This is a genomic window from Pseudomonas sp. 22189 (assembly GCF_052045635.1).
Lineage (GTDB): Bacteria > Pseudomonadota > Gammaproteobacteria > Pseudomonadales > Pseudomonadaceae > Aquipseudomonas > Aquipseudomonas parakoreensis.
Map to the genome: position 1 here is coordinate 182,446 of NZ_JBQEPG010000010.1, position 24,312 is coordinate 206,757.

Genomic DNA, 24,312 nt, shown 5'->3' on the forward strand with positions numbered 1-24,312 from the left:
GAGTGTTCTTTGCGTACCCGGACAGCCTGTACTTCTGAGCGCAACGCCTCTACCGTCAGAGGCGCTACGCTGAAGTCAGACCCGTGCGCTGAAACGATCGTCGCCTGCGGGCCGACAGCAACCCGACACTCGACTGACAGGAGTCCGCGTGCGTTTATTACTGATTGAGGATGACGTGGCCCTCGGTGAAGGCATTCATCGGGCATTGGGCCGTGAGGGCTACACCGTCGATTGGTTGAAGGATGGCAGCAGCGCGTTGCATGCGTTGCTCAGTGAGACCTTTGATGTGGCGGTGCTCGATCTGGGCCTGCCGCGCATGGACGGCCTCGAGGTGCTGCAGCGCCTGCGCGACAGCGGTTCGAACCTGCCGGTGCTGATTCTCACCGCCCGCGATGCCACCGAAGACCGCATCGCCGGGCTGGATGCCGGCGCCGACGACTATCTGGTCAAACCGTTCGACCTCGCCGAACTCAAGGCACGCCTGCGCGCTCTGTTGCGGCGCAGTGCGGGCCGCGCTCAGGCGCTGATCGAGCACGCCGGGATCAGCCTCAACCCCGGCACCCAGCAGGTCAGCTATCAGGGCCAACCTGTGGCGCTGACGCCCAAGGAGTATCAGTTGCTGCATGAATTGCTCTCGCCGCCGGGCCGGGTGATGACCCGCAATCAATTGATCCAGCTGCTTTACGGCTGGAATGAGGAAGCGGAAAGCAACACCCTCGAAGTGCACATCCATCACCTGCGCAAAAAATTCTCCACCGACCTGATCCGCACCATTCGCGGTGTGGGGTATCTGGTGGAGGAGCGTCGATGACCTCGATTCGTCGCCGCACACTGACGCTGATCATCGGGCTGTTGCTCGCGGGTCTTGCGGTGCTCAGCGTGTTCAACCTGCACGACAGCAACCACGAAATCGCCGAAGTCTACGACGCACAACTGGCGCAAAACGCTCGGCTGCTGCAGGGCGTGATGCGCATGCCGCTGGCGAGCCAGGAACACTCGCAGCTGTATCAGGCGTTCAATCAGGCGCTCGGCGAAGCCAAGCCGCGCGTCGACGGCCACCCTTACGAAAGCAAGATCGCCTTCCAGGTGTGGAACCCGAAAAACGAGGTACTGGTGCACACCGCCAGTGCGCCGTCGTTCACCGCGCCGCCGACGCAACCGGGCTTCAGCGATGTGGTGGACTTGAACGGTCGCCATTGGCGCGCCTTCATGCTCGAAGACCCGCAAAACGGGCTGCGCATCTGGGTTGGCGAACGCGACGATGTGCGGGCCGATCTGGTCGACCGCATCGTGCGCCATACGCTGTGGCCGAACGTGCTGGGCAGTCTGATCCTCGCGGCGATGGTCTGGCTGGCCATCGGCTGGGGCCTCAAGCCGTTGGCGAACATGGCTGCGACCCTGCGCGCCCGCCACAGCGGCTCGCTGGAACCGTTGCAACTGACGCCCCTGCCCAGCGAACTGGAACCGATGCAGGCGGCGCTCAACCGCATGCTTGCGCAGATCCAGGAAGTGCTTGGCCGAGAACGGCGTTTCATCGCCGATGCCGCTCACGAGATGCGTACGCCGCTGGCGGTGCTGCGGGTGCATGCGCAAAACCTGCTGGAGGCGGGCACCGAACAGGAGCGCCGCGAGTCGTTGCAGTTCCTGATTTCCGGGGTTGATCGCGCCAGTCGCCTGGTCAATCAATTGCTGACCATGGCGCGCCTGGAACCGAAATCCAACCCGCCGCCGCTGCAACGCATCGACCTCAGCGAAACCGTGCGCAACAGCCTGGTACAACTCACGCCGTGGCTGCTGAGCAAGCACCTGGAACTGGCCTTCGAAGACAGCGCACAAGCGTTGCACGTCATGGCCAGCACCGCCGCCATCGACATCGCCCTGAGCAACCTGATCACCAACGCCGCCAACTTCTCCCCGGAGAACGGGGTGATCACCGTCAAGCTGAGCGAGGCCGATGGCTGGTGCCTTTTGAGCGTCGAAGATCAGGGCCCGGGCATCGATGAGGCCGATCGGGCACGGTTGTTCGAACGCTTTTACAGTCGCGGCAACGCCAACGGTGCAGGCCTGGGACTGACCATCGTCAACACCATCGCGTTGCGTCTGGGCGGACGGATTACGTTAGTCAACCGGGCCGAGGGCGGCTTGTGCGCAACGTTGTCAGTGCCGATCAGCTCAGGTGTGCAGCAACGCCGCGGCGGATGAAACGACCAGCAGCACCGCGAGGATCCGGTTCAGCCACTGCAACTGCGCCGGATTGCTCAGCCAACGCGCTGCACCGCGACCGAGCAACGCCCAGAGCGCCAGACACGGCAACGACACCAGAAAGAACGCCAGGCACAACGCATTCAGCCCTTGTCCCTGCGCGGTGAACACGCTGATCACGGCAATCGCCATCATCCACGACTTGGGGTTGACCCATTGCAACAGCGCGGCGCCAACCAGCCCCAGTTCGGGTTTCTCTTCGCCGGCGGCGGGGTCGATGGCGGTGGCCGGCGCGCTGAAGATCTGCCACGCCAACCAGAGCATCCAGCCCATTCCCAGCGCACTGATTACCGGGCGCACGCCGGGCAGCATCAAAGTGCTGGCACCCGCACCGGCCACCCACACCAGCGACGCAGCACCCGCTCCCGCGCCGAGGATGATCGGCAGGCACGGCCGCCAGCCGCGCCGGGCACTGGTGCTGAGCACGATCAGATTGGTCGGCCCCGGAGTAACCGAGGCCACGAAGGCAAAGAGGATGAACGCAAGCATGGCACGGCCCTGTAGAAAGTCAGGGCCTACTCTGACGGCTGCGCAGGGCTGCGGTCTTGAACGTTTGTTCAGCGTCGAGAGGTGCCGATGGCGCGTTGCTGATAGGCGCCCGGCGTGATGCCGTAAGCGCGTACGAACCAGCGGCCCAGATGGCTTTGATCGGCGAACCCGAGGCGACTGGCAACGTCCACAGGCTGTATGCCGGCGGCGAGCATCTGCCGGCCCCGGCTGAGGCGCAGCTGGATCAGCCACGCGTGCGGCGCAAGTCCATAGGCTGCCTTGAAGGCGCGGGTCAGGCGAAAGCGGTCGGTGCCGCAGACCTCGGCCAGGGTTTGCAGGCTGATGTCCTGTTCGTGAAACGCCACCAGATAATCGCGCGCCTGACGAGCGATCAAGGGTGCGCGGTTGGCAGCAGTCTGTTGCGGTCGCCGGTACAGATGAATCGCCAGTCGTTCGAGCAAGGCGTCCAGCGCCACCTCGCGCACCATGCGCACGTCCTGTTGATGCAACGCATTGAACGCAAACAAGGTGGCGCGGGCCAGCTCGGGATCATCGTTGAGCACACTGCCGATGCCGGGCAGGCCGCTGCCGTAACTGCCCAGATGCAAACCGTCCAGCGCTTGCTCCAGCCATGCCGGTTGCAGATAGAGCATGCGATAAGTGAAGCCGTCCGGGCTCGGCGCATCGCCGTCATGAATGTCCCCGGGTTCGAGCATGAAGACTTTGCCCGGGGTACTGTCGTGCCGCGCCCGACGACTGTTGAAGCGCTGCACGCCTTGCTCGGTGAAACCGATCAGGTAGGTCTCATGCCAGTGCGGATCGTAGGCGTGCGCATGCCCGGCGAAATGCGCGTGCAGGGTTTCGATGCCGGTTTCCCGGTCGTGGGCAAGGTCGATCCAGTTACTCATGACTTGAATACGCTAATGGGCTGGCGCCAGTAATCCACAAATGCCCCGGAACGGCTAGAACGTTTGTGCACTGCCCGACCGATGAAGGCGTGTCGCGGCGCTTCAGATCGAGCGCTGGTTGACCCGGGCCATCAGTTGCTCGGCGCTTTCCTTGCGTTCGGAATAGCGATCCACCAGAAAATCCTGGCGCTCGCGCAGCAGCACGGTGAACTTCACCAGCTCCTCCATCACATCGACCACGCGATCATAGAACGGCGAAGGTTTCATCCGCCCCGCCTCGTCGAATTCGGTAAAAGCCTTGGGCACCGAAGACTGATTGGGGATGGTGAACATACGCATCCAGCGCCCCAGCACACGCAGCTGATTGACCACGTTAAACGACTGCGAACCGCCGCAGACCTGCATCACCGCGAGGGTTTTGCCCTGGGTCGGACGCACCGCGCCGAGCTCCAGCGGGATCCAGTCGATCTGCGCCTTGAACACCGCCGACATGGCGCCGTGGCGTTCCGGCGAACACCACACCTGGCCTTCCGACCACAGCACCAGTTCGCGCAGTTCCTGCACTTTGGGATGATCGACCGGAGCATCGTCCGGCAACGGCAAACCGGACGGATTGAAGACACGCGTTTCGGCGCCGAAATGCTCCAGCAAACGTGCGGCCTCCTCCACCAGCAGACGGCTGAAGGAGCGCTCGCGGGTCGAGCCGTAGAGCAGCAGGATGCGCGGTTTGTGCCCGTGCAAAGGTGGCGTGTTGCGGCCTTCGAACAGGCTGTGATCAAGATTGGGCAGGTGCTTTGACATATGTCCTCCGGCTCAAAGGGAGCCGATGCGATCCAGTTCACGCTGAAGCTCAACGCGGCTGAGTGTTTGGAAAGGAAGACCAAGGAAGGTTGCGCAGCGGCGCTCGATGATCGCCAGCGTGGCACGGAACGCCGCGTCCACGGCCGCCTCATCACCGGTCACCTCGGAGGGATCCTCCAGCCCCCAATGGCATTTGATTGCCGGGCCGAAGTACACCGGGCAGGTTTCGCCCGCCGCCTTGTCGCAAACGGTGATGACGATGTCCGGCGGGTTGCCTTCAAAGGCGTCGTTGCCCTTGCTGTATAAACCCTCGATAGCGATACCGGCCTGTTGCAGCGTCGTCAGGCTGCGCGGCAGCACCTGGCCCTTGGGAAAACTGCCGGCACTCACCGCCTCGAAGCCCTCCCGCGCCAGATGATTGAACATGGCTTCGGAAAGGATGCTGCGGCAACTGTTGGCCGTGCACATGAACAGGACACGCATGGGTAGCTCCCGGGGATATTTGAAGTTCAGCAGCACGCGGTTTCGCGGGCAGGACGGCCATCCATGTTGTGCAGGCGACAGGCGTTGTCCTTGAGCCAATCGGTGTTGGCCTTGGCCGTGACGTTGAGGACCTGCCGGACCCAATCCGGCAGGTCCGGGTTGAGCCGGTAATAGACCCATTGGCCCTGACGCCGATCAAGCAGCAACCCATTGCTGCGCAATTGCGCGAGGTGGCGGCTGATTTTCGGCTGGCTGTCGTCGAGGGCGCACATCAGCTCGCAAACGCACAGCTCACCCTGCTCGGCAATCAGCAAGGTGGCGCGCACGCGGGTTTCGTCGGCCAGGCTTTTGAACAGTTCGGTGGGGGTGAGCATGGGACGGACTCGAACATATGGAAAACCGAATATACGGATATCCATATATTATTCAATCCCGAATTTCAGCGACAACGATGAGTCCTGCGGGAACGTGCGTGGTCGCAGAAAGCAAAAAGCCGCTTTCACCGTGAAGTGAAAGCGGCTGAGGCAAAGGCCTCAATAGAGCAACAGGATCAGTGCACGAACAGGGCGATCAGGATAATGATCGGGATTGGCACACCGAGGAAAAACAGTAGTAGAGAGCGCATGGTGATTCTCCTTGTTAACGGACTGGAGGCAGCGTGGTGGTGGCGGTGTAAGTCTCGACTTCAACGTACTCGACTGCATCCCGACGACGGCCGCCGAAGGTGGCTGCCAGGCTGGCGAAGAACGCACCGGCCAACAGCGCAATGAACATCCACAGCGACGTCCAGGCAGCAACTTTGGCAGCGGTGTCAGCCGCCTGTTGGGCTTTGACCTTGGCATCGGCAATGGCTTTTTGAGTGCGCGCATAAACCTCGTCGACACGTTTCTCGGCGTCGGCCTGACTCAGGTTGGTCCGCTGTGCGACCAGTTGCGCGAGGTAGGTGCGGTCTTCAGGGCTGAGTTGGCCGTTGGCCAGGCTCTGGGCGAAGATCCGGGTCACCGCACCATGCGCGGCGTCATCGCTGACGGACGCAGGACGGTCATCGCGAAACAGGCTGTCGACGAAGTAACCGTATTGATCGCTGCTGGTGTTTGCTGCAGCGGTACCGGCCGCCTGAGTCGCGGCAGCGGCTGCGCCACCGGCGACACTGGCACCGGCCTGCACGCCGCCGCTGATGACACTGCTCACCGAGCCGACGACCAGCACGGCGGTGACCAGCGTCGCCACACACCAGGCGAGGAAGCCATGGGCGGTATCACGGAAATACACTTCATCTCCGTGCATGTTGGCCCACTTCACCCGCAGGCGACCGGCGATGTAGCCACCCAGGCCGGAGGCAATAATCTGCGTCGCCGCCAGCCAGACAATCGTGGAAATCCCCAGGCTCTTGGCGCTGACGCCCTCCCCGGCCCAAGGTGAAACGGCAGAGAATCCCAGACCGAAGCCAAGCAGCACCAGAATCATCGACAGTGCTGCAGCCGCCGCCGCGCCCGCGAAAATCGCGCCCCAGGACACGCCTGACACGTTGCTCGACTCTCCTTCGAAGGCCGGATAAAACCCATCAGAGGATCTATTCATTGTTGTAGTGCTCCAGGCATGAAAAATGGTGTTACAACTCGTCAGCAGATGAATTGCAGCGACCGTGCCAGTCGACAACTTTAAATAAATCTATATTTTTCAACGACTTAAAAAGACTGAACTTCTCTATTCATTGCAATTTGCAACAATGCACGCAAAGCAGCGGGTTTTCTGCATTGACGGCAAAACAGCCGGGCACCCGAATCTGCGTTTGTGACAGGCTATACATGAAAGTTAATTTAAAGCGCGACGGAAAATACTTGGCAAAATGCTGCCATCCCGTTTGAACCGATCAAGGCCTGCTCTATGACTCGTATTTTGACCATCGAAGACGACGCCGTGACTGCCCGTGAAATCGTTGCCGAACTCAGCAGCCACGGCCTGGAAGTGGATTGGGTCGACAATGGCCGCGAAGGTCTGGACCGTGCGGTCAGTGGTAACTACGACCTGATTACCCTCGACCGCATGCTGCCGGAACTCGATGGCCTGGCCATCGTCACCACCCTGCGCACCATGGGCGTGGCCACGCCGATTCTGATGATCAGCGCGCTCTCCGATGTCGACGAGCGTGTGCGCGGCTTGCGGGCTGGCGGCGATGATTACCTGACCAAGCCGTTCGCCACCGACGAAATGGCCGCGCGCGTGGAAGTGCTGCTGCGCCGCCAGAACAGCGTCGCCACCCAGGCCACCACATTGCAGGTGGCCGACCTCGAACTGGATCTGATCAGCCACGAAGCACGCCGCGCCGAACAGGTGCTGACGCTGCTGCCGACCGAATACAAGTTGCTGGAATTCCTCATGCGCAACAGCGGCCAGATCCTGTCGCGGATGATGATTTTCGAAGAAGTCTGGGGTTATCACTTCGACCCGGGCACCAACCTGATCGACGTGCACATCGGTCGTCTGCGCAAGAAGATCGACGCGGCGGGCAATGTCCCGCTGATTCGCACGGTACGGGGCTCGGGTTATGTCATTGCCGAACCCGTCTGACGGCTGGCGCTCCTCCAGCAGTCGTCTGCTGGCGCTGTACAGTTCGCTGTTCGTGGCCTGGAGCGCGATCCTCATGGGGGTCATGTACTTCGAAGTCTCCAGCTACCTCGATAACCTTGCCAAGCATTCGCTGATGCAACGTCAGCATCTGTTTTCGCACTTTCGCGGTGAACAACTGGAAGAAGCACTCGCCGCCAGCATGACCTTCGACATCCGCGGCATCGACGCCTACGGCCTGTTCGACGCTCAGGGCGTGTACCTCGGTGGCGCCTTGCAGCAACTGCCCGAAGGCCTGCCGCTGGATGGCAAGATCCACACCCTGGATGACTGCGCCGATTCCGACGACCCGACCCTGCCCGCCGACAGCTGCGACGCGGTGGCAACCCAGACCCGCGACGGTCGCTGGCTGGTGTTGTTGCGCGATAACGGTTCGTTGTTCGCCGTGACGCGGATCATTTTGCATGCCTTGTTCTGGGGTGTGTCACTGACGATCCTGCCGGGGATTGCCGGCTGGCATTTGTTGCGCCGTCGGCCGCTGCGGCGCATCCGCGCGATTCAGGACAGCGCCCAGGCCATTGTCGCCGGCGACCTGACTCACCGTTTGCCGCTGTCCAACCGCCGCGACGAACTGGACATGCTCGCCGCCATCGTCAACGCCATGCTCGATCGCATCGAACGGCTGATGCACGAAGTCAAAGGCGTGTGCGACAACATCGCCCATGACTTGCGCACGCCACTGACGCGCCTGCGCGCGCAGCTGTATCGCATGCAGCAACAGGCCGGCGAAGGTTCGCCAGCAGCGGCGCAACTGGATCTGGTGCTGGCCGAGGCCGATACGCTGATGGCGCGGTTTCGCGGCTTGCTGCGGATTTCCGAATTGGAAGATCGTCAACGGCGCTCAGGATTTGTCGAGCTCGATCCAGTGCAATTGCTGGAAGAATTGCATGAGTTTTACCTGCCACTGGCCGAAGAAGGCGAACTGCTGTTCGTGCTGAACATGCCGGAAACCCTGCCGCCCCTCAATGGCGACCGCGCGTTGTTGTTCGAGGCGCTGGCCAATCTGTTGAGCAACTCGATCAAGTTCACCCCGGCGGGTGGCACGGTGATTTTGCGCGGCGTGAATGACGGCGGGCATGCGCGGATCGAAGTCCACGATTCCGGGCCGGGGATTCCCGAAGCTGAACGTGAGGCGGTGTTCCAGCGCTTCTATCGGGCCGAAGGCGGGCAACCGCAGAGCGGCTTTGGCCTGGGCCTGTCAATTGTCGCGGCGATTGTCAGCCTGCATGGCTTCAATCTTGAGGTGGGCAGCAGTGAGCTGGGCGGTGCGAAGCTGGTGCTGGATTGCCGGCAGAGTTTGATTTCGCAGTCCTGAATTCGCCCGATCTTTCAAACTGATACATCCCCTGTGGGAGCTGGCTTGCCAGCGATGGCGGCGGTCCAGTCAATATCTATTCGACTGAAACACCGTCATCGCTAGCAAGCCAGCTCCCACCGTTTTTTGTGTTGGATGATCAGGCCGGGGAATTGGCCCGCAACGCCTCAAGGCCACCCGGATAGAGGCCGTTGAACTCAGATCGCCATACTGTCGACTACACCGCCATCCACGCGCAAGGCCGCGCCCGTGGTGGCGGAGGAAAACGGCGAGGCGATGTACGTGACCAGATGCGCCACCTCGGCAACGTCGGCCACCCGCTGGATGATCGAGGTCGGCCGCGCCCGGCGGACGAAAGCGTCGGCTTCATCGCGCAGGTTGCGACCGGACTCGGCCGCGGCGTCCTTGAGCATGTGCTCCACGCCGCCGGTAAAGGTCGGCCCCGGCAGGATCGCATTGACCGTCACGCCTGTGCCGGCCAGACGCTTGGCCAAGCCATGGGACACCGCGAGGTTGGCGCTTTTGGTCACGCCATAGTTGAGCATGTCGGCCGGGGTGGCCACGCCGGATTCCGAAGACAGGAAAATGATCCGCCCCCAACCCTGCTCGACCATCGCCGGCGCGTAATGGCGCGACAGGCGCACGCCGGAAATCACGTTGACCTCATAGAAGCGCGTCCACTCGCTGTCCGGGGTGTCGAAGAAATCCACGGCGTCGAAGATCCCCAGGTTGTTCACCAGAATGTCTGTACGCGGTTCAGCGGCGAAGAGTTTTTCCGCGCCTTCGGCGGTGCCCAGATCCGCCGTCAGACCCCGCAATTGCGCACCCGGCACCTGCTGCCGAATGCTCGCCAGCGCTTGCTCGACCTTGGTCGCTTCACGCCCGATGACCACCACCGTGGCGCCGGCTTCGGCCAGCGACTGGCTGATGCCCAGACCAATGCCACCCGTGCTGCCGCTGACGATGGCCAGTTTTCCACTCAAGTCGATTTTCATGGGTTCACCTCTTCAATAGGCAATACACGGACGAATAGAAGGAATGGATCAGCGTAGACGCGATGTCGCCCGCATGAAGACGTGGCCGACCAAAGACCGGTCGCGAACAATCCGACGCCTTCACGGGTTGAGCGGCGTTCTACACTGAAAGGGTCAGCTGCTTTTTAGAGAACACCATGAAAATGTCTGCGCAAATGACCGTGGTCGCGGTGCTGGCCACCCTGGCCTATCTGGGGCTGGCGGTGTGGGGCATCGGCGGGCCGGCGGTGTTCTTCTCGCAGGGGGCGCTGGTGCTGGTGGCGCTGGCCACGGTATTGATGGTGCTGGCGTCGCTGTTCACCGATGTGAACATGAGCTCGGGCGAGCGCGAGGATCGGGCCAATCGCTGGGTGATTCCGGCGTTCGGCGTCATCGGTCTGCTCAGCGGTTTTCTGCCGGCGTACTGCGATCGCATCGACTTCTGGACCTTCGGCGCTGAAGGCGTGCGCTGGCTCGGCGCGCTGCTGTTTATCGTCGGTGGCGCGCTGCGACTGTGGCCGGTGTTTGTGCTGGGCCGACGGTTCAGCGGGTTGGTGGCGATTCAGCCGGGGCATCGGTTGGTCACCGACGGCATTTACACGCGCCTGCGCAACCCGAGCTACCTGGGCTTGGTGGTCAATGCCGTGGGCTGGGCGCTGGCGTTTCGTTCCAGTGTCGGGTTGATTCTGGCGGCGCTGACATTGATTCCGTTGATCGCGCGTATCCACTCGGAAGAAGCGTTGCTGCGCGGGCAGTTTGGTGCGGAGTACGAGGCTTATTGCGCACGTAGCTGGCGGTTGTTACCGGGAATCTACTGACCCCTGTAGGAGCTGCCGAAGGCTGCGATCTTTTGTCTTTGATTTTCAAAAGCAAGGTCAAAAGATCGCAGCCTGCGGCAGCTCCTACAGAGATTGTGTTGTGTCAGGTCTTTTGCAGGTGCAGCTGGCCTTGGCTGTTGAAGGTGACGCTCAGCGACTCATAACTGTCGATCGTCGCGTGGCGGGTGTCGAGCGGATGCTGGTGCGTTGTGGTGATGATCATCAGCGCCGCTCCGGCCGCTTCAGCAGCCTGGATGCCGACGGTGGCGTCTTCGAAAATCAGGCAATCGGCGGGATCAAGCCCCAGACGCTGCGCGGCCAGACGATAACCCGCCGGATCAGGCTTGCCGGCCGTCACATCCTCAGCCGTAATCATCACCGCTGGCTCGGCAATCCCCGCCGCCGCCATGCGGCGCAACGCCAGATCCCGAGGCGCCGACGTCACCATCGCCCAACGCTGCGCAGGCAGGCTGTCGAGAAACGCCGCGGCCCCGGGAATCTGCACAATCCCTTCGACATCATCGATTTCCGCCTGCGCGATGAACGCCGCTTGCGCCTCGGCATCAACCCCCGGCAGGTTCAGCCGGCGGATGGTGTCGATGGCGCGGGCACCGTGAATGGTCGGCAGAAACGTTTCGACATCCACGCCGTGGCGTTCAGCCCACGCCGCCCAGACGCGCTCGGCAGCAGCAATGGAATTGAGGACGGTGCCGTCCATGTCGAACAGGAACGCGCCGAACGCGCGATCGAAGACGTTATCGTGAGCAGACAAAAGGTCGCATCCTTTGACAGAACTGGGCGGATTGGCCGGGCAATGTAGCATTTTTGCCCGGCAGTTCGACCCGAAGACTCAGTGCAGACGCGCGGCCTTGGATTTGAACGCGCTGTCGACACAATCGAGCAACTGGCCGATGGCCCAGGGCTTTTTGATGAACGCCACCGGATGCTTGACCCCGGAGGTCTCCGGCGTTTCATAACCGGACATGACCATCACCGGTTTGTCCGGCCAGCGCTCGCCGACCAGATTGGCGAGCCCCGCGCCGTTGATTTCACCGGGCATGGTGATGTCGGTCAGCAGCAGCGCAACTTCCGGCGCGTGTGCCTCCAGATACAGCTTGGCGGCATCCGCACTGGTTTGCGGCTCGACCTTGAAACCTTCCTCCTGAAGAATTTCGCAGAGAAATTCCAGAATCAACGGGTCGTCCTCAACCACCAGAATCAACCCGCCAGGAAGGTGCGCGCTCGGCGTCGGTGTTGGACTCATGAACTGGCACTCCCTGAATTGCATTAACGACTTAGCGGCTCAAATCCGCTGCTTATCAGGTATGAGCAGCGCGCCCTGTATAAATTCATTTTTGATACAGGTCTTTTCTTAACAGTCGTCAGTGGCCTTGGCTGTCGGGCGTTCGTCAGGCGGTTTTTGTGGTTAAAATGCCGGCCCTTTTGCTTGCCGACCGTGACTGATGAACCCTGAAGCCCTCGCCACCCTCCGCGCCCACTTGTTGCCAGCACTGGCGGCCGCACCGAGCGAAACCCGTCGCCTGTTCCATGGCCGCGGGCGTTGCTGGCCGGGGCTGGAACAGCTGACGGTGGACTGGCTGCAAGGCGTGGTGCTGGTCTCGCTGTTCAAGGAACCGGCACCGGAACAGCTCGAAGCGCTCAAGCACGTGCTGCTCGACCTCAGCACCTCGGCCGAGTGGCAGCAGTCCGACGCCCACACCCTGCTGCTGCAGCATCGCTATTTGCCGCAAAGCACCGCCGAATGGTTGCTGGGGGATGCCATCGACGAGATGAGCATCGTCGAGGGCGGCTTGCAATACCGCGTCGATCTGGGCCGCAAGCAGAACGCCGGGCTGTTTCTCGACATGCGCTACGGGCGCAACTGGGTGCGTGAACAAGCGGCGGGCAAACGCGTGCTGAACCTGTTCGCCTACACCTGCGGGTTTTCCGTGGCGGCGATCGAAGGTGGCGCCCGCCATGTGGTCAACCTCGACATGTCCCGCGCCGCGCTGAGCCGTGGTCGCGACAATCACCGCTTGAACGGGCATGACCTGAGCAAGGTGAGCTTCCTCGGCCACGACCTGTTCAAGTCCTGGGGCAAGGTGATCAACAGCGGCCCGTACGACCTGGTGATCATCGACCCGCCATCGTTCCAGAAAGGCAGTTTCCTGCTGACCAAGGATTACCAGCGGGTGCTGCGTCGTTTGCCGGAATTGCTCACGGCAGACGGCACGGTGCTGGCGTGCATGAATGATCCGTCGTTGGGTTCGGGCTTTTTGATTGATGGCGTGACTCAAGAGGCGCCGAGTCTTCGCTTTGAGCAGCGGCTGGAGAATCCGCCGGAGTTTCCGGATGTCGATCCCGAGAGCGGCCTGAAGGCGCTGGTGTTCAAACGCTTCGACTGACCTGACACCCCGATAACCCATGTGGGAGCGAGCCTGCTCGCGAATGCGGTGTGTCAGCCAGGATTTCACCAACTGACAGAACGCTTTCGCGAGCAGGCTCGCTCCCACAGGAGGGGCGGATGTGGATCAGGAGGCGGGGGGACGCAACACCAGCGCAAACAGTTCACCATGCCCGTTCACGTTGAGCTTGTGATAGAGATTGCGCCGATGCACCTTCACCGTCTCCGGCGAAATCCCCATCTGCTGGGCGATGGCCTTGCTGGAGAACCCTTGCAGAATCAGCCGCGCGGTGTCGACTTCGCGCAGGGTCAGGCGCGCGTCGAAGCGATCGAGCAGCGTCGCCAGATCCCCCGCCACCGGCTCGGTGCCCGTCCCTTGCGGCGGCAATAGCTGCACGTGACGGCGCATCGCCGCCAGCACCCAGTCGCGCACGCACAACAGACGGCCCTGCTCGACCAGATCGAAAGCCGTCGAGCGCCCCAGCGACAGGCCCAGTACACCGCCGTCGATGTTGATCATGAACTGCAACTCGTCCTCACCGACCACCGAGCGAAAGTAGCTCTGGTAATACTCGCTGTGCAGAAACTGGTCGGGCGCCACCGAGGCCAGGCTGTGCAGGCCGTCGGCGATGCCGGTCGAGGCGGTTTGGTAGAACGGATCGAGCAGGTACATGCCAGCGGTGTAGCTGGCCAGTTCTTCCTGCTCGTCGGCGCGGCCCTTGCTGTCGAAGTCGATCAGCAATTGCGGTGCCTGCCCCGCCTTCATCAGCGCCACCAATGCGTTGTCCAGCGGCACCAGCAGGCGCAGCGTGTCGACCAGCGCACGCCAGAACCCGTCGTGGCCGACGGCGGCAAACACCCGCGCCAGACTTTGATGCACCGGCAACTCCTGCAACAACGCGTCCACGCACTACCCCTTTTGTGTAACCCATGATGGGAATGGGTCAGGCGCGCCCGCCCCGATAGGCTGAGCACTCCTGTCAATCACCGGCCTGCCGCAGGCCAGGAGTGCCGCATCATGCGTTGTCGTCGTGGCTATATCAACCGGGGCATCAACCTTGGCCTGCTCGCCTGTCTGGGCGTTACATTCGCTGCCAGTGCCGCCGACGCACCGAGCGTGCACGTCTACAACTGGTACGACTACATCGGCCCCACGACCCTGGCTGATTTCAAGCGCGACAGCGGCATTCAGCCGGTTTACGACACCTTCGACAGTGCCGAGGTGCTCGAAGGCAAACTGTTGACCAGCCGCAGCGGTTACGACGTGGTGGTGGCGAGCAACTTCAGCCTGCCGACGCTGATCAAGGCCGGCGCCCTCGCCCCGCTGCCGCGCGATCAACTGCCGGGCTGGAAGAATCTGGACAGCGATCTGCTGAGCAAACTGGCCAACAACGACCCCGGCAATCAATACGCCGTGCCTTATCTGTGGGGCACCAACGGCATCGGCTACAACGTCGACAAGGTGCGCGCCGCCCTCGGCGACAAGGCGCCGCTGGACTCCTGGGACCTGGTATTCAAGGAAGAGAACCTCGCCAAGCTTGGCCAGTGCGGGGTGGCGATGCTCGACTCGCCATCGGAAATGCTCCCGGTGGCCCTGCACTACCTCGGGTTGCCGCCCAACAGCACCAACCCCGAGGACTATCAGAAAGCCGAAGCGCTGCTGCTCAAGCTGCGCCCGCACATTGCCTACTTCAACTCGTCGAAATTCATCAGTGACCTGTCCAACGGCAACATCTGCGTGGCGGTCGGCTGGTCCGGGGCGATGCTCGAAGCCAAGACCAACGCCGAGCAGGCCAACAACGGTGTGAAGATCGCCTACAGCCTGCCGAAGGAAGGCGCGCCGATGTGGTTCGACACGCTGGTGCTGCTCAAGGATGCGCCGAACCGCACTCAGGGCCTGGCGTTCATCGACTACCTGCTGCGCCCGGAAGTGATCGCGCCGGTCAGTGATCACCTGTCGTACCCCAACGGCAACCGCGCCGCGACCCCGCTGGTGGCCGCAGCCACGCGGGATAACCCGGCGGTGTATCCATCAGCGGCGGCGATGGCCACGTTGTACACCCTGGAGCCGCTGCCCAAAGCCACCGAACGCGTGCGCACGCGGGTGTGGAGCAAGGTCAAGAACGGTCAGTAACCCCACCTGCAAACCACACAAAACCTGTGGGAGCGTGGCTTGCCCGCGATAACGGAGNTGGGCTGGACGGACGCCTTCGCGGGCAAGCCACGCTCCCACAGGGTTTGGTGTTCAGCCCCACTCATTCATTTCTGCCTTGTTATAGAGAGACAACCCATGAAACCCCGTGCCCGTGACCTCAACATCCGCATCGGCCAACTGCAACCCGGCCCGCTCAACGCCATCACCGATGTCCCCGGCGTGCGCGTCGGCCACAGTAACGTGCGTGGCCGCAGCGACACCGGACGCGACATCTGCACCGGCGTCACCGTGATCGAACCGCGCCGTGGCTCAAGCAACCAGCAACCGTGTTTTGCCGGGGTGCATGTACTCAATGGCAACGGCGATGCCACCGGCCTTGAGTGGATTCGCGAGGCCGGGCTGCTGACCAGTCCCATCGCCTTTACCAACACCCATAGCCTCGGCGTGGTGCGCGATGCACTGATTGCGCTGGACCGCCAACAGCAACCGGACGACGGTCGCCTCTACTGGAACATGCCGGTGGTGCTGGAAACCTTCGATGGCTTGCTCAACGACATCAACGGTTTTCACGTCAAACCCGAACATGTCGCCGAGGCACTGAATTGCGCGCATGCCGGTGCCGTTGAAGAAGGCGCTGTCGGTGGCGGCAGCGGCATGATCTGCCATGAATTCAAGGGTGGCATCGGCAGCGCCTCACGGCGTTTGAGCAGCGCTCAGGGCGGCTGGACGGTGGGTGCGATCGTGCAGGCCAACCACGGCATTCGCAGCGAGTTGCGGGTCGACGGTTATCCGGTGGGCCGTTATATGGAACAAGTGGATTCGCCGTTCTTGCGTGCCTCGCTGCCGCATCCGGGCATGGGTTCGATCGTGGTCTGCCTGGCGACCGACGCGCCACTGCTGCCGCATCAATGCACGCGTCTGGCACAGCGCGCCAGCCTTGGTCTGGCGCGCAGCGGCGGTGGTAACGAAGATCACAGCGGCGACATCTTCATCGCCTTCGCCACCGGCAACGAACAGGTGCCGCCCGCGGCTTACGAAGGCAAAGGCGCGCCGACCTGCGACGGCTTGCGCATGGTCAACAACGACCACATCAGCGAGCTGTTCCTGGCCGCCACCGAAGCGGTCGAAGAAGCGATCATCAACGCCCTGCTCGCCAGTGAGAGCACCGAGGGCAACGGGCATGCGGTGCCGGGGCTGGATAAGGAAACGCTGCTCGCCGCCCTCGCCAAGGCCGGCTGGCCCGGCGCCCGCTGACCTGTTGGAGCTGCGGCACGCTGCGATCTTTTGACCTTGCTTTCATAAATCAAAAGATCGCAGCGTGCCGCAGCTCCTACAGAGGGAGTCAGCGGTGCTCAACGACCACGTCATCATCCGCTCGGCGCCCTATCAGGATTTCGACACGCGGTACTTGAGTCAGCCCCCGCGCGTTCCCATGATGAAGATACGCAGGCGCTTCACTCCTGAGCGCCTGTGTAGGGATCGGGTGTTCTGAACCCCAAATCAAGCCCGTTCCCTGTTTCATGCGCAGCTTGAGCCTCATGGGCTCTACTTCTCCCCATCAAAGAGCCTTGAGGCTCTTTTTTTGTCCGTTTTTTGCCGCTGACTCAGTGCAACGTCAGCCGCTGGCGCACGAATTCTTCAGTGTGTCGGGTGACCTGATCCAGATGCCGGTCGCGCTGTTTCTCGGCATCGAGCATCGCGCGCTTGCCGTTCTTCTGCAGCAGGTAGGTGTGGATCTGCTGCACTTCCAGCGAGCGGTAGATCGGTGTGGTGTCGATAAAACCGCGCAGGCCGTTGCTGCGGTAATGCCGGGTGCTCATCAGCACTTGGGTTTCGCGAGCGCCGATCACCTCGAACCCCAGCGCTTCGAAATACGGCACCTTGCCGACACTGCAGGTCAGTTCGGCATGCGGGTAACGGCTGACCATCTCGCCGATCATCGCCCGCGCCACGCCCTGACGCCGATAGCCTTCGCGCACGGCCATGTAGGCAACGCTGCACGCTTCCCAGTCGCCCTGCACCGGCAAGTACAAAAGGAAACCGGTGACCTGCTCCGGATCATCCTCGGCCGTCGCCACCAGCAACTCCACCTCGGTGCCCTTCTCGCCGTTCAGCGCCTCCAGATACAGATGCACCTCATAACCGACCGCGTACTGATAGACGTTGTACAGCAGGTTGCTCGGGCCAAGACCGACCGCGCTGATGTCGGTGAGGTAATCGACCACCAGTTGCAGAATCTGGCTGTTGACGCTTTCGGGGCATGGGGATTTGTAGTGGGTGATACGTGACATGACGGGTGAACTCCGGCGAAAAACCGCGCCATCATACCCTGTCCCGACGCCTGCTCTGTGTAGGAGCTGCCGAAGGCTGCGATCTTTTGGCTTTATAGAAGCAAGATCAAAAGATCGCAGCCTGCGGCAGCTTCTACAGGGAAGCTCGCGGTTGACCTGAAGAAAATTTCATCCTCCGTGAAGCGGATTTTTCGCCGATTTGGCGTCCAATTCTTCAGCTGCGTTCACTTTTTCACGCAGGCCTTGAGGAGTTTTCATGAGCGTGTTGCGTTCACTGTTCAAATGGCGAAAGACCCTGCTGCTGGTGCCGATGACGCTGGCGGCGCTGGCCAGTGCGCCAGCGTTTGCCCAGCAGGTGGTGATCGTCCAGCAAGCCCCACCGCCGATGCGCATGGAAGTGATGCCCGGCGCGCGTCCCGGGTATGTCTGGGATCAGGGCCACTGGCGCTGGGAAGGACGCGGTTACGTGTGGATGCCCGGCCATTGGCAACCGGTGCGTCATGGTGCGCACTGGCGACCGGGGCACTGGCAGGCACGCGGGCCGAACTGGTTCTGGGTTGAAGGGCGCTGGGTGCGCTGATTGGCCGTCGACCTGCACACTTCTTCCATAAGGAACAACCCATGTCCAGAAGCATTAAAGCCTTGCTCGCCGCCGCACTGGTGGCGATCACCCTGTCCGGTTGCGTCGTCGAACCGGTCCGTCCGCACCGGCCACCACCGCCCGTGGAAGTGGTGCCGGTGATGCCTGCGCCGGGCTATCACTGGGTCGCTGGTCATTACCGCTGGGGTGGTCATGAATGGCGCTGGGTGCCGGGGCACTGGCGCGCCTACTGACCTGAAAGACTGGCGTCACTGCTGTGGCGCCACCACCTTGAAGGAAATGGCAATGTCATTGGACACCACGGTATCCGCCCACTCCCCCGCTCCGAGCCCGAATTCGCTGCGCTTGAGCACCAGCTCGCCGTCGAAAATGCCGATCGCGCTGTCCGGCTTCAGCTCGACCGGCACCTGCACCTCGCGGGTAATGCCTTTGACGGTGAGCAGACCGGCGACCAGATAGCGGTTGTTCGCCACGCGGGTAAAACGGCTGGATACGAACACCGCCTCAGGAAAGCGCTGGGTATCGAACCACGCCGGTTTCACCAGCTCGGTATTGGCGTCGTCGCTGCCGGCATCGATGCTGGCCAGGTCGATGTGCAGCGTGGTGTGGGCGTTGGCGAGGTTGTCGCTGTCGAACTGCAGCGTCGCGTCGAACTTGCCGAAGGTGCCATAGACCTGGTCGCCGAATTGCTTGTAAATGAAGCTGATCTTGCTGGCGGTAGTGTTGACGCGATTGTATTCAGCGGCCTGCGCGCAGGTCATGACGCACAGGCCGGTGAACAGTGCCACAGCGGTGAATCGGACACGCATGGGATTCTCCGGACAGGGCAAACCTTCGAGGCCTCGATTGACTTAAGCAAACAACCGGCAGTTGTGCCATGTCATCTGTCCGCCGGTGTGGCTCAGGCTCAGACCAGCCGCTCGATCTTCTGATGCTGCCAGACCAGTTTGTAATACAGCGTCTGCAACACCAGCATGCCCAGATACGCCACCGGAAACGCCATCCACACTCCCTGCAAACCGTACTGCCCGTCCAGCCAGTAAGCCGCCGGCAACTGCACGCCGACCACGCAGACGATGGCGATTGCCACCGGCACCAGCACCGTGCCGCTGGCGCGCATGATGCCGCCGATGATCGCCTGGAAACCAAACACCAGCAGGCTCCACAACATGATGTGCAACAAGTGCTCAGCCATCGCCCGGGTCGATTCTTCGGTCAGGAACAGTCCCAGCAACCAGTGCGATAACAGGTAACCGAGCACGATCAAGCCACCGGTCAGGCACACGTTGATCAACAGCCCGGTGCGCAGGATCGCGGCCAGGCGCTGCAGGTGCCCGGCACCGATGGCCTGGGCGCCAAGGATCGAGGCGGTGATGGCAATCGACAGCGCCGGAAACTGCACGTAGTTGACGATCTGCGTCACCGCGCCATACGCCGCCGTCGCCTGCGAGCCGTGCTGGTTGACCAGCGCCAGAATCACCAGCTCCGACAGCGACAACACGATCATCTGCACCCCGGTCGGCAGGCCGATGCGCAGCACCTTGCCCAGAATCGCCCTGTCCAGCCGCAGTGCCGCGAAGAACTCGCGGTCCGGCGCCAGCGGATGGTTGTTGCGAATCAACCGCCAGGCCAGCCACGCCATGGCCGACAGGTTGCCAGCCAGACCGGCGAAGGCCGCGCTCTGGATGCCCAACTGGGGCAAACCGAACCAGCCACGAATCAGCGCCGGGGTCAGCGCCAGCCCGACCGAGGTCGATACCATCAGCGCCAACAATGGCGATACGGTGTCGCTGACCCCGCGCAGCAATTGCGTGAACAGCACAAACACCAGCATCGACGGCAGAATCCACATCATCACGTGCGCATACGCCACCGCGTCGTCCAGCACATCCACCGGCGTCCCCAGCCCCTGCAACGCCTGCCGCGCAAAGACACTGCCCAGCACCGCGGCGAGCAAGCCGATCAACACCCCCAAGAGCAGCGTCGCCCCGGTGATTGCCTTGACCATGTGCGCCTCGCGCGCACCCCATGCCTGACCGATCAACACCCCGGCACCCGCGCCCAGACCGATCACCAGCGCAATGAAGAAAAAGATCACCGGAAACATCCCCGACACCGCTGCCAACGCCTGAGTCCCGAGCATTTGCCCGATGTAAATGCTGTTGACCGTGCCCGACATCGATTGCAGAAAATTGGACAGCACCATCGGCGCGAGGAACAACAGGTAGGTTTGCCAGAGCGGTTTGCGGGTGCCAGGGGTTTGCATTGAGGATCCGTCTCGGGGTGGGAGATGCGTTGGATATTACGCTAGATGCGCAGGTTAAAGTCGGTCGACATCGCCTCTGCGCAAGGCTTAAATGACGGCACTATTTTCCGTGGAACGCACCTGCCCATGACCCCGTTGCGAAATGCCCTGACCTGTTCCCTGCTGGTCGTTTTCAGCCACATGGCTGGCGCCGCCGAAGCCACCGCCCCCATCGAATCGTTGCGCCCCTTGCTGGCAACCTTGAATGAACGCCTGAACATCGGCGATCTGGTGGCACTGACCAAATGGGACAGCGGCAAGCCGATTCAGGACAGCCCGCGCGAAGCGCAGGTCATCGCCAATGCCCGCACTTTGGCGACCGAACACCAGCTCGACCCCGAAGACGTGGCTCAGTTGATCGCCGCGCAGATGGAGGCGAACAAACTGGTGCAGTACGGATTGCTCGCACAATGGCAAGCGGCCGGGGCGGCGCCGGACACCCCGCGACCGGATCTGGCGAAGCAGATTCGTCCGCGCCTGGACGAGTTGCAAACCCGCCTGCTGCGCCAGTACGCCGACTTCGCGCCGCACCGCCGCGAGCCGAATTGCCAGGCGTTGCTGGCCAAGGCTCGGCAGAGTCTGACCCACGACGCACTGCATGAACTGGCCCTGACCCGTGCCACTGGAGAGCTGTGCATTCGGGCGCCGAAGCTTTAAATCAGGGGTTGCGGCATACATCGCTGGCGTCGATAGTCACCATCACGTCAATGAAGTTCTCATAAAAAATCCGCGGCGTAACATCAGCTCCATACCAACCCAATACACCCCGGAGCACACGATCATGAAACGCCAAACCATCCTCGGCATCGCTTTCTCGGTTCTTGCAGTTAACGCTTTTGCAGCAACACCCGCTCACACCCTGGTCGCTGAAGGCGGCTCGGACAAGTTGATTGAAAGCCGTTTGGCTGAAGGTGGCTCGGACCGTCTGCAGGAACGCCGCGTGGCTGAAGGTGGCTCGGATCGTCTGCAGGAACGCCGCGTGGCTGAAGGTGGCTCGGATCGTCTGCTGGAGCGCCGTGTGGCTGAAGGTGGTTCGGATCGTCTGCTGGAACGCCGTGTAGCCGAAGGTGGTTCGGATCGTCTGCTGGAACGCCGTGTGGCTGAAGGTGGCTCGGATCGTCTGCAGGAACGCCGTGTAGCCGAAGGTGGTTCGGATCGTCTGATCGAAAGCCGTAACGCCTGAAACACCAGTTCTAAAGCAGTCAAGGAAAGCCCGGCCTGATCAGCCGGGCTTTTTCATTTTGTCGTTAGCAGGCGTGGTTCTTTTCAACAATCAGCGTCAGAACGGATCCTGCCCTGTAGAGCATCGGCGAAACTTCCGACGGCGCTTATCCGAAGCGACCGACTGGCAGCCCGACGCTTAATGCGCATACCATGCGGCCACAACGTCCAAACAGAATTTGCCTGCCCATGCTCAAAGCCAGTCTGAGAAGCCACCTGACCCTCTGGTTCGCCGGTTTGTCCCTGCTGACCCTGGTGAGCGTCGGCTTCTATGTCGGCCATATCGCCACCGAACAGATGAAACAGGCCAGCGGCAGTGCCCTGCTCAATACCGCGCGTTCGGCGGCGACGCTGCTCGGTGACCAGTTGCGCGAACGCCAACTGGAGGTTTACCTGCTCAGCCGTGCGCCGCATCTGGAACGTGGCGACCTCGACAACCCGGCGATTCTCAAGTCAATGCAACTGCGCACCCAGGCCCGTGCCGAGTATGCGTGGATGGGCGTGACCGATGCCGAGGGCCATGTGCATCAAGCGGTCAATAATTTGCTGGTCGGGCAATCGGTGCAGCAACGCCCATGGTTTCAGGCGGGTCTGCGGGGCGAATACACCGGTGACCCGCACGAAGCGGTGTTGCTGGCCAAACTGCTACCGGCAACACCCAACGGCGAACCGCTGCGCTTCATCGATTTCGCCGCCCCGATCCGCAACGCCGACGGCCAGGTGATTGGCGTACTGGGGGCGCACGCGCACTGGAGCTGGGTGACGCGCATCGTCGAATCGGCAGCGTTCTCGCATAAAAATGCCTCGCCGGATATCGAAGCGCTGATCATTGATCACGATGGCAAGGTGCTGTACCCGGAAGCGCTGATGGGCCAGCAACTGGCGGTGAATGATTCGAAGTCGCCGGGCTGGTCGGTCGGCAACGGTTACCTGACCAGCATGGTCACCGTACCGACGCCTTCGAGCACCGCGCTGTCATGGTCGATTGCCGTGCGCCAGCCATTGGACACCGCGCTCGAACCGGCACGCCTGCTGCTCTATAAATTGCTGCTGCTGGGTGTGGCCGCCGCCGTCGCGTTCGGGCTGGTGGCGTATTACCTGGCGCAGTACCTGAGCCGGCCCATCGAGCAACTCGCGCATTCAGCCAAACAGGTGCAGAACCAGCAGCCCGGCGCACACTTCCCGCTGCAACACCCGGTGCGGGAAATCGCCCAGTTGGGGCAGTCGATTGACGCCATGACCCAGTCGCTGCTGACCAAGGAACGCGAACTGCAGGAAGCCAACGCCTCCCTGGAAGCCACCGTCGCCCAGCGCACCGCCGCACTCATGCAGGCCAATGCCGAACTGTTGAACCTGGCGACCCACGATGCCCTGACCGGCGTCTACAACCGCCGTCGCTTCGACGAAAAAATCAGCGAGTACAGCCTGCTGTTCCGCCGCACCGGGCGACCGTTTGCCCTGCTGCTGATTGATGCCGACCATTTCAAGCGCATCAACGACACCTACGGCCATGCGATTGGCGACGACGTGCTGCAGCAATTGGCGCAACTCATTCAGGTCAGCGTGCGCGCCACTGATTTCGTTGCCCGTTATGGCGGCGAGGAGTTCGCCGTACTGCTGCCGGAAGTTGCCCAGCCTGATACGCCAGAGGTGGTAGCCGAAAAGATCCGTGTTGCCGTGGCACAGGCGCACTTTCCCAACATCGGACAGGTCACGGTAAGCATTGGCGTCGCGCTGGCCGATCCGGCGGACAACAGTCACACGATGCTGATCAAACGTGCCGATCAGCAGCTGTATCAGGCGAAAGCGGCGGGTCGTAATCAGGTGGCTTGATCAGCGAGGTGTAAGGAGTCGAGTTGCCCTCGCCGAAAAATCAAGGTTTCAAGTCATCGACAAGCTTTTTCATCACCAGATCGGAAACATGGGTGAACGCCGTGCGCAATGCCTCGGGGTCAGTCGCATATTGCTCAGGTGCATAGGCGATGGTGTTGGCGTCGTTGAACACTGAAATGGTTTCGAAGTTACGCCATACCGCAGAGCCATTGCGCTTGATGGACGCATTGGCGCCGATAACCGGGTACAGCACGGTGCTGTAGTTCTTCAGGGAAAGTCCCCACTGCATCACGAGGATTTCCACTTCGGCGTCAGCCTGCTCGCCCTCACCCACGACAGTGAAGACTCGTTCCTGCTGGATGCGTTTGACGAAACTCTGGCGGATCAACTGACTCAGGTCGATACCGTTGGCTTTCATATTGTTCTGGATCGCTCGGGAAATATCGCCAGTCAGCACATCGCCCGTTTTAGTACCGGCCACGGAGCCTGCCCCGGTCAGTGCTGCTGTACCGGCAGAGGATGCACCGGCCACCATGCCGGTTGCTGCGCCGGCACCCGCGCCCAGGCCTGCGCCCCATGCCTGAGTCATGCTGGTGTACTGGAAATTGTCGACCGCAACAAACACCGGCAACACCTTGAGGGTCCTGATTTGCTGGCGGTCTTCAGTGCTGAGGTTTTTGGTTACGCAACCAGAGAGCAATGCCAGCGCACAAACAATACCGAGAATCTTCTTCATATCAGGCAGGATCCAGAACATGGGTGACAGTCGTATCGCCCGCCACCTG

General features: G+C 61.8%; 27 protein-coding genes. 13 read left to right on the plus strand and 14 right to left on the minus strand.

What is annotated here, in order from left to right; all coding sequences use genetic code 11:
* Positions 1-148 precede the first annotated feature (148 nt).
* Both ACTJKS_RS13265 and ACTJKS_RS13270 read left to right on the plus strand, forming a co-directional pair.
* Positions 149-811, plus strand: a complete 663-nt coding sequence (locus ACTJKS_RS13265; RefSeq protein WP_262948757.1) for a response regulator — start codon at positions 149-151, stop codon at positions 809-811.
* Entirely contained in the window at positions 808-2,202 is a 1,395-nt protein-coding gene (locus ACTJKS_RS13270) for an ATP-binding protein (RefSeq protein ID WP_086790855.1), read from the plus strand. Before ACTJKS_RS13265 ends, ACTJKS_RS13270 begins: the two co-directional genes overlap by 4 nt.
* Here the strand turns inward: ACTJKS_RS13270 and ACTJKS_RS13275 are convergent.
* The 6 genes from ACTJKS_RS13275 to ACTJKS_RS13300 form a co-directional block, all read right to left on the minus strand.
* A complete protein-coding gene (locus tag ACTJKS_RS13275) occupies positions 2,173-2,751 on the minus strand; it encodes a LysE family translocator (RefSeq protein ID WP_041062965.1) in 579 nt (192 codons plus the stop codon). The two genes, ACTJKS_RS13270 and ACTJKS_RS13275, sit on opposite strands and share 30 nt — an antisense overlap.
* A 68-nt stretch (positions 2,752-2,819) precedes the next feature.
* A complete protein-coding gene (locus tag ACTJKS_RS13280; RefSeq protein ID WP_262948754.1) occupies positions 2,820-3,659 on the minus strand; it encodes an AraC family transcriptional regulator in 840 nt (279 codons plus the stop codon).
* A gap of 102 nt (positions 3,660-3,761) precedes the next feature.
* A complete protein-coding gene (gene arsH, locus ACTJKS_RS13285; RefSeq protein ID WP_198758159.1) occupies positions 3,762-4,460 on the minus strand; it encodes an arsenical resistance protein ArsH in 699 nt (232 codons plus the stop codon).
* 12 nt (positions 4,461-4,472) lie between these two features.
* Positions 4,473-4,943, minus strand: a complete 471-nt coding sequence (locus ACTJKS_RS13290) for an arsenate reductase ArsC (protein WP_108182369.1) — start codon at positions 4,941-4,943, stop codon at positions 4,473-4,475.
* 26 nt (positions 4,944-4,969) lie between these two features.
* A complete protein-coding gene (locus ACTJKS_RS13295) occupies positions 4,970-5,317 on the minus strand; it encodes a metalloregulator ArsR/SmtB family transcription factor (RefSeq protein ID WP_041062977.1) in 348 nt (115 codons plus the stop codon).
* Between the two features lie 265 nt (positions 5,318-5,582).
* On the minus strand, positions 5,583-6,524 hold the full coding sequence (locus ACTJKS_RS13300) for a hypothetical protein (protein WP_108182368.1): 942 nt from the start codon (positions 6,522-6,524) through the stop codon (positions 5,583-5,585).
* A gap of 306 nt (positions 6,525-6,830) precedes the next feature.
* Between ACTJKS_RS13300 and ACTJKS_RS13305 the strand changes: the two genes are divergently transcribed.
* Together ACTJKS_RS13305 and ACTJKS_RS13310 are read left to right on the plus strand one after the other, a co-directional pair.
* Entirely contained in the window at positions 6,831-7,514 is a 684-nt protein-coding gene (locus tag ACTJKS_RS13305; protein WP_003223938.1) for a response regulator transcription factor, read from the plus strand.
* Complete coding sequence (locus tag ACTJKS_RS13310) at positions 7,492-8,886, plus strand: sensor histidine kinase (RefSeq protein ID WP_262948751.1); 1,395 nt, start codon at positions 7,492-7,494, stop codon at positions 8,884-8,886. Before ACTJKS_RS13305 ends, ACTJKS_RS13310 begins: the two co-directional genes overlap by 23 nt.
* A gap of 197 nt (positions 8,887-9,083) precedes the next feature.
* Here the strand turns inward: ACTJKS_RS13310 and ACTJKS_RS13315 are convergent, their stop codons facing one another.
* On the minus strand, positions 9,084-9,881 hold the full coding sequence (locus ACTJKS_RS13315) for an SDR family NAD(P)-dependent oxidoreductase (RefSeq protein WP_262948749.1): 798 nt from the start codon (positions 9,879-9,881) through the stop codon (positions 9,084-9,086).
* Between the two features lie 176 nt (positions 9,882-10,057).
* Between ACTJKS_RS13315 and ACTJKS_RS13320 the strand changes: the two genes are divergently transcribed.
* Entirely contained in the window at positions 10,058-10,717 is a 660-nt protein-coding gene (locus ACTJKS_RS13320) for a methyltransferase family protein (protein ID WP_262948748.1), read from the plus strand.
* Positions 10,718-10,820: 103 nt separating this feature from the next.
* Here the strand turns inward: ACTJKS_RS13320 and ACTJKS_RS13325 are convergent, their stop codons facing one another.
* Both ACTJKS_RS13325 and ACTJKS_RS13330 read right to left on the minus strand, forming a co-directional pair.
* Entirely contained in the window at positions 10,821-11,489 is a 669-nt protein-coding gene (locus ACTJKS_RS13325; RefSeq protein ID WP_262948747.1) for an HAD-IA family hydrolase, read from the minus strand.
* 78 nt (positions 11,490-11,567) lie between these two features.
* A complete protein-coding gene (locus ACTJKS_RS13330) occupies positions 11,568-11,981 on the minus strand; it encodes a response regulator (protein ID WP_041062997.1) in 414 nt (137 codons plus the stop codon).
* Between the two features lie 199 nt (positions 11,982-12,180).
* Between ACTJKS_RS13330 and ACTJKS_RS13335 the strand changes: the two genes are divergently transcribed.
* Positions 12,181-13,122 (plus strand): class I SAM-dependent methyltransferase, encoded by a 942-nt coding sequence (locus ACTJKS_RS13335; protein WP_262948746.1) that lies wholly within the window; start codon positions 12,181-12,183, stop codon positions 13,120-13,122.
* A 126-nt stretch (positions 13,123-13,248) separates the two neighbouring features.
* On the opposite strand, the gene ACTJKS_RS13340 is transcribed toward ACTJKS_RS13335, so the two are convergent.
* Positions 13,249-14,028, minus strand: coding sequence for a helix-turn-helix transcriptional regulator (locus ACTJKS_RS13340; protein ID WP_262948745.1), 780 nt, complete (start codon positions 14,026-14,028; stop codon positions 13,249-13,251).
* 111 nt (positions 14,029-14,139) lie between these two features.
* Between ACTJKS_RS13340 and ACTJKS_RS13345 the strand changes: the two genes are divergently transcribed.
* Positions 14,140-15,255, plus strand: coding sequence for a polyamine ABC transporter substrate-binding protein (locus tag ACTJKS_RS13345; RefSeq protein WP_262948744.1), 1,116 nt, complete (start codon positions 14,140-14,142; stop codon positions 15,253-15,255).
* Positions 15,256-15,411: 156 nt separating this feature from the next.
* Positions 15,412-16,530 carry a DmpA family aminopeptidase gene (locus ACTJKS_RS13350; RefSeq protein WP_262948743.1) on the plus strand — a complete coding sequence of 373 codons (1,119 nt, stop codon included), beginning with the start codon at positions 15,412-15,414 and terminating at the stop codon, positions 16,528-16,530.
* Between the two features lie 350 nt (positions 16,531-16,880).
* Here the strand turns inward: ACTJKS_RS13350 and ACTJKS_RS13355 are convergent, their stop codons facing one another.
* Positions 16,881-17,567, minus strand: a complete 687-nt coding sequence (locus ACTJKS_RS13355; protein ID WP_086790845.1) for a GNAT family N-acetyltransferase — start codon at positions 17,565-17,567, stop codon at positions 16,881-16,883.
* Positions 17,568-17,823: 256 nt separating this feature from the next.
* Between ACTJKS_RS13355 and ACTJKS_RS13360 the strand changes: the two genes are divergently transcribed.
* Positions 17,824-18,147: a YXWGXW repeat-containing protein gene (locus ACTJKS_RS13360; protein WP_041074788.1), complete on the plus strand. Its 324-nt coding sequence runs from the start codon at positions 17,824-17,826 to the stop codon at positions 18,145-18,147.
* Between the two features lie 41 nt (positions 18,148-18,188).
* Positions 18,189-18,401 (plus strand): YXWGXW repeat-containing protein, encoded by a 213-nt coding sequence (locus ACTJKS_RS13365; protein WP_095666916.1) that lies wholly within the window; start codon positions 18,189-18,191, stop codon positions 18,399-18,401.
* 15 nt (positions 18,402-18,416) lie between these two features.
* On the opposite strand, the gene ACTJKS_RS13370 is transcribed toward ACTJKS_RS13365, so the two are convergent.
* A complete protein-coding gene (locus ACTJKS_RS13370; RefSeq protein ID WP_108182361.1) occupies positions 18,417-18,977 on the minus strand; it encodes a YceI family protein in 561 nt (186 codons plus the stop codon).
* A gap of 98 nt (positions 18,978-19,075) precedes the next feature.
* Positions 19,076-20,434 carry an MATE family efflux transporter gene (locus ACTJKS_RS13375; RefSeq protein WP_108182360.1) on the minus strand — a complete coding sequence of 453 codons (1,359 nt, stop codon included), beginning with the start codon at positions 20,432-20,434 and terminating at the stop codon, positions 19,076-19,078.
* Between the two features lie 126 nt (positions 20,435-20,560).
* Between ACTJKS_RS13375 and ACTJKS_RS13380 the strand changes: the two genes are divergently transcribed.
* The 3 genes from ACTJKS_RS13380 (at position 20,561) to ACTJKS_RS13390 (ending at position 23,527) form a co-directional block, all read left to right on the plus strand.
* Positions 20,561-21,130: a chorismate mutase gene (locus ACTJKS_RS13380; RefSeq protein ID WP_108182359.1), complete on the plus strand. Its 570-nt coding sequence runs from the start codon at positions 20,561-20,563 to the stop codon at positions 21,128-21,130.
* Positions 21,131-21,254: 124 nt separating this feature from the next.
* On the plus strand, positions 21,255-21,656 hold the full coding sequence (locus ACTJKS_RS13385) for a hypothetical protein (RefSeq protein WP_108182358.1): 402 nt from the start codon (positions 21,255-21,257) through the stop codon (positions 21,654-21,656).
* A gap of 227 nt (positions 21,657-21,883) precedes the next feature.
* A complete protein-coding gene (locus ACTJKS_RS13390; protein ID WP_108182357.1) occupies positions 21,884-23,527 on the plus strand; it encodes a sensor domain-containing diguanylate cyclase in 1,644 nt (547 codons plus the stop codon).
* Between the two features lie 40 nt (positions 23,528-23,567).
* On the opposite strand, the gene ACTJKS_RS13395 is transcribed toward ACTJKS_RS13390, so the two are convergent.
* Positions 23,568-24,263 carry a hypothetical protein gene (locus ACTJKS_RS13395; protein WP_198758146.1) on the minus strand — a complete coding sequence of 232 codons (696 nt, stop codon included), beginning with the start codon at positions 24,261-24,263 and terminating at the stop codon, positions 23,568-23,570.
* Positions 24,264-24,312: the final 49 nt, after the last annotated feature.

Bases quoted from the DNA above. Each gene is read 5' to 3' on its own strand.
- ACTJKS_RS13270 (WP_086790855.1), top strand. From the start codon at position 808: ATGACCTCGATTCGTCGCCGCACACTGACGCTGATCATCGGGCTGTTG.
- ACTJKS_RS13275 (WP_041062965.1), bottom strand. From the start codon at position 2,751: ATGCTTGCGTTCATCCTCTTTGCCTTCGTGGCCTCGGTTACTCCGGGG.
- ACTJKS_RS13280 (WP_262948754.1), bottom strand. From the start codon at position 3,659: ATGAGTAACTGGATCGACCTTGCCCACGACCGGGAAACCGGCATCGAA.
- arsH (WP_198758159.1), bottom strand. From the start codon at position 4,460: ATGTCAAAGCACCTGCCCAATCTTGATCACAGCCTGTTCGAAGGCCGC.
- ACTJKS_RS13290 (WP_108182369.1), bottom strand. From the start codon at position 4,943: ATGCGTGTCCTGTTCATGTGCACGGCCAACAGTTGCCGCAGCATCCTT.
- ACTJKS_RS13295 (WP_041062977.1), bottom strand. From the start codon at position 5,317: ATGCTCACCCCCACCGAACTGTTCAAAAGCCTGGCCGACGAAACCCGC.
- ACTJKS_RS13300 (WP_108182368.1), bottom strand. From the start codon at position 6,524: ATGAATAGATCCTCTGATGGGTTTTATCCGGCCTTCGAAGGAGAGTCG.
- ACTJKS_RS13305 (WP_003223938.1), top strand. From the start codon at position 6,831: ATGACTCGTATTTTGACCATCGAAGACGACGCCGTGACTGCCCGTGAA.
- ACTJKS_RS13310 (WP_262948751.1), top strand. From the start codon at position 7,492: ATGTCATTGCCGAACCCGTCTGACGGCTGGCGCTCCTCCAGCAGTCGT.
- ACTJKS_RS13315 (WP_262948749.1), bottom strand. From the start codon at position 9,881: ATGAAAATCGACTTGAGTGGAAAACTGGCCATCGTCAGCGGCAGCACG.
- ACTJKS_RS13320 (WP_262948748.1), top strand. From the start codon at position 10,058: ATGAAAATGTCTGCGCAAATGACCGTGGTCGCGGTGCTGGCCACCCTG.
- ACTJKS_RS13330 (WP_041062997.1), bottom strand. From the start codon at position 11,981: ATGAGTCCAACACCGACGCCGAGCGCGCACCTTCCTGGCGGGTTGATT.
- ACTJKS_RS13335 (WP_262948746.1), top strand. From the start codon at position 12,181: ATGAACCCTGAAGCCCTCGCCACCCTCCGCGCCCACTTGTTGCCAGCA.
- ACTJKS_RS13345 (WP_262948744.1), top strand. From the start codon at position 14,140: ATGCGTTGTCGTCGTGGCTATATCAACCGGGGCATCAACCTTGGCCTG.
- ACTJKS_RS13350 (WP_262948743.1), top strand. From the start codon at position 15,412: ATGAAACCCCGTGCCCGTGACCTCAACATCCGCATCGGCCAACTGCAA.
- ACTJKS_RS13355 (WP_086790845.1), bottom strand. From the start codon at position 17,567: ATGTCACGTATCACCCACTACAAATCCCCATGCCCCGAAAGCGTCAAC.
- ACTJKS_RS13360 (WP_041074788.1), top strand. From the start codon at position 17,824: ATGAGCGTGTTGCGTTCACTGTTCAAATGGCGAAAGACCCTGCTGCTG.
- ACTJKS_RS13365 (WP_095666916.1), top strand. From the start codon at position 18,189: ATGTCCAGAAGCATTAAAGCCTTGCTCGCCGCCGCACTGGTGGCGATC.
- ACTJKS_RS13370 (WP_108182361.1), bottom strand. From the start codon at position 18,977: ATGCGTGTCCGATTCACCGCTGTGGCACTGTTCACCGGCCTGTGCGTC.
- ACTJKS_RS13375 (WP_108182360.1), bottom strand. From the start codon at position 20,434: ATGCAAACCCCTGGCACCCGCAAACCGCTCTGGCAAACCTACCTGTTG.
- ACTJKS_RS13380 (WP_108182359.1), top strand. From the start codon at position 20,561: ATGACCCCGTTGCGAAATGCCCTGACCTGTTCCCTGCTGGTCGTTTTC.
- ACTJKS_RS13385 (WP_108182358.1), top strand. From the start codon at position 21,255: ATGAAACGCCAAACCATCCTCGGCATCGCTTTCTCGGTTCTTGCAGTT.
- ACTJKS_RS13390 (WP_108182357.1), top strand. From the start codon at position 21,884: ATGCTCAAAGCCAGTCTGAGAAGCCACCTGACCCTCTGGTTCGCCGGT.
- ACTJKS_RS13395 (WP_198758146.1), bottom strand. From the start codon at position 24,263: ATGAAGAAGATTCTCGGTATTGTTTGTGCGCTGGCATTGCTCTCTGGT.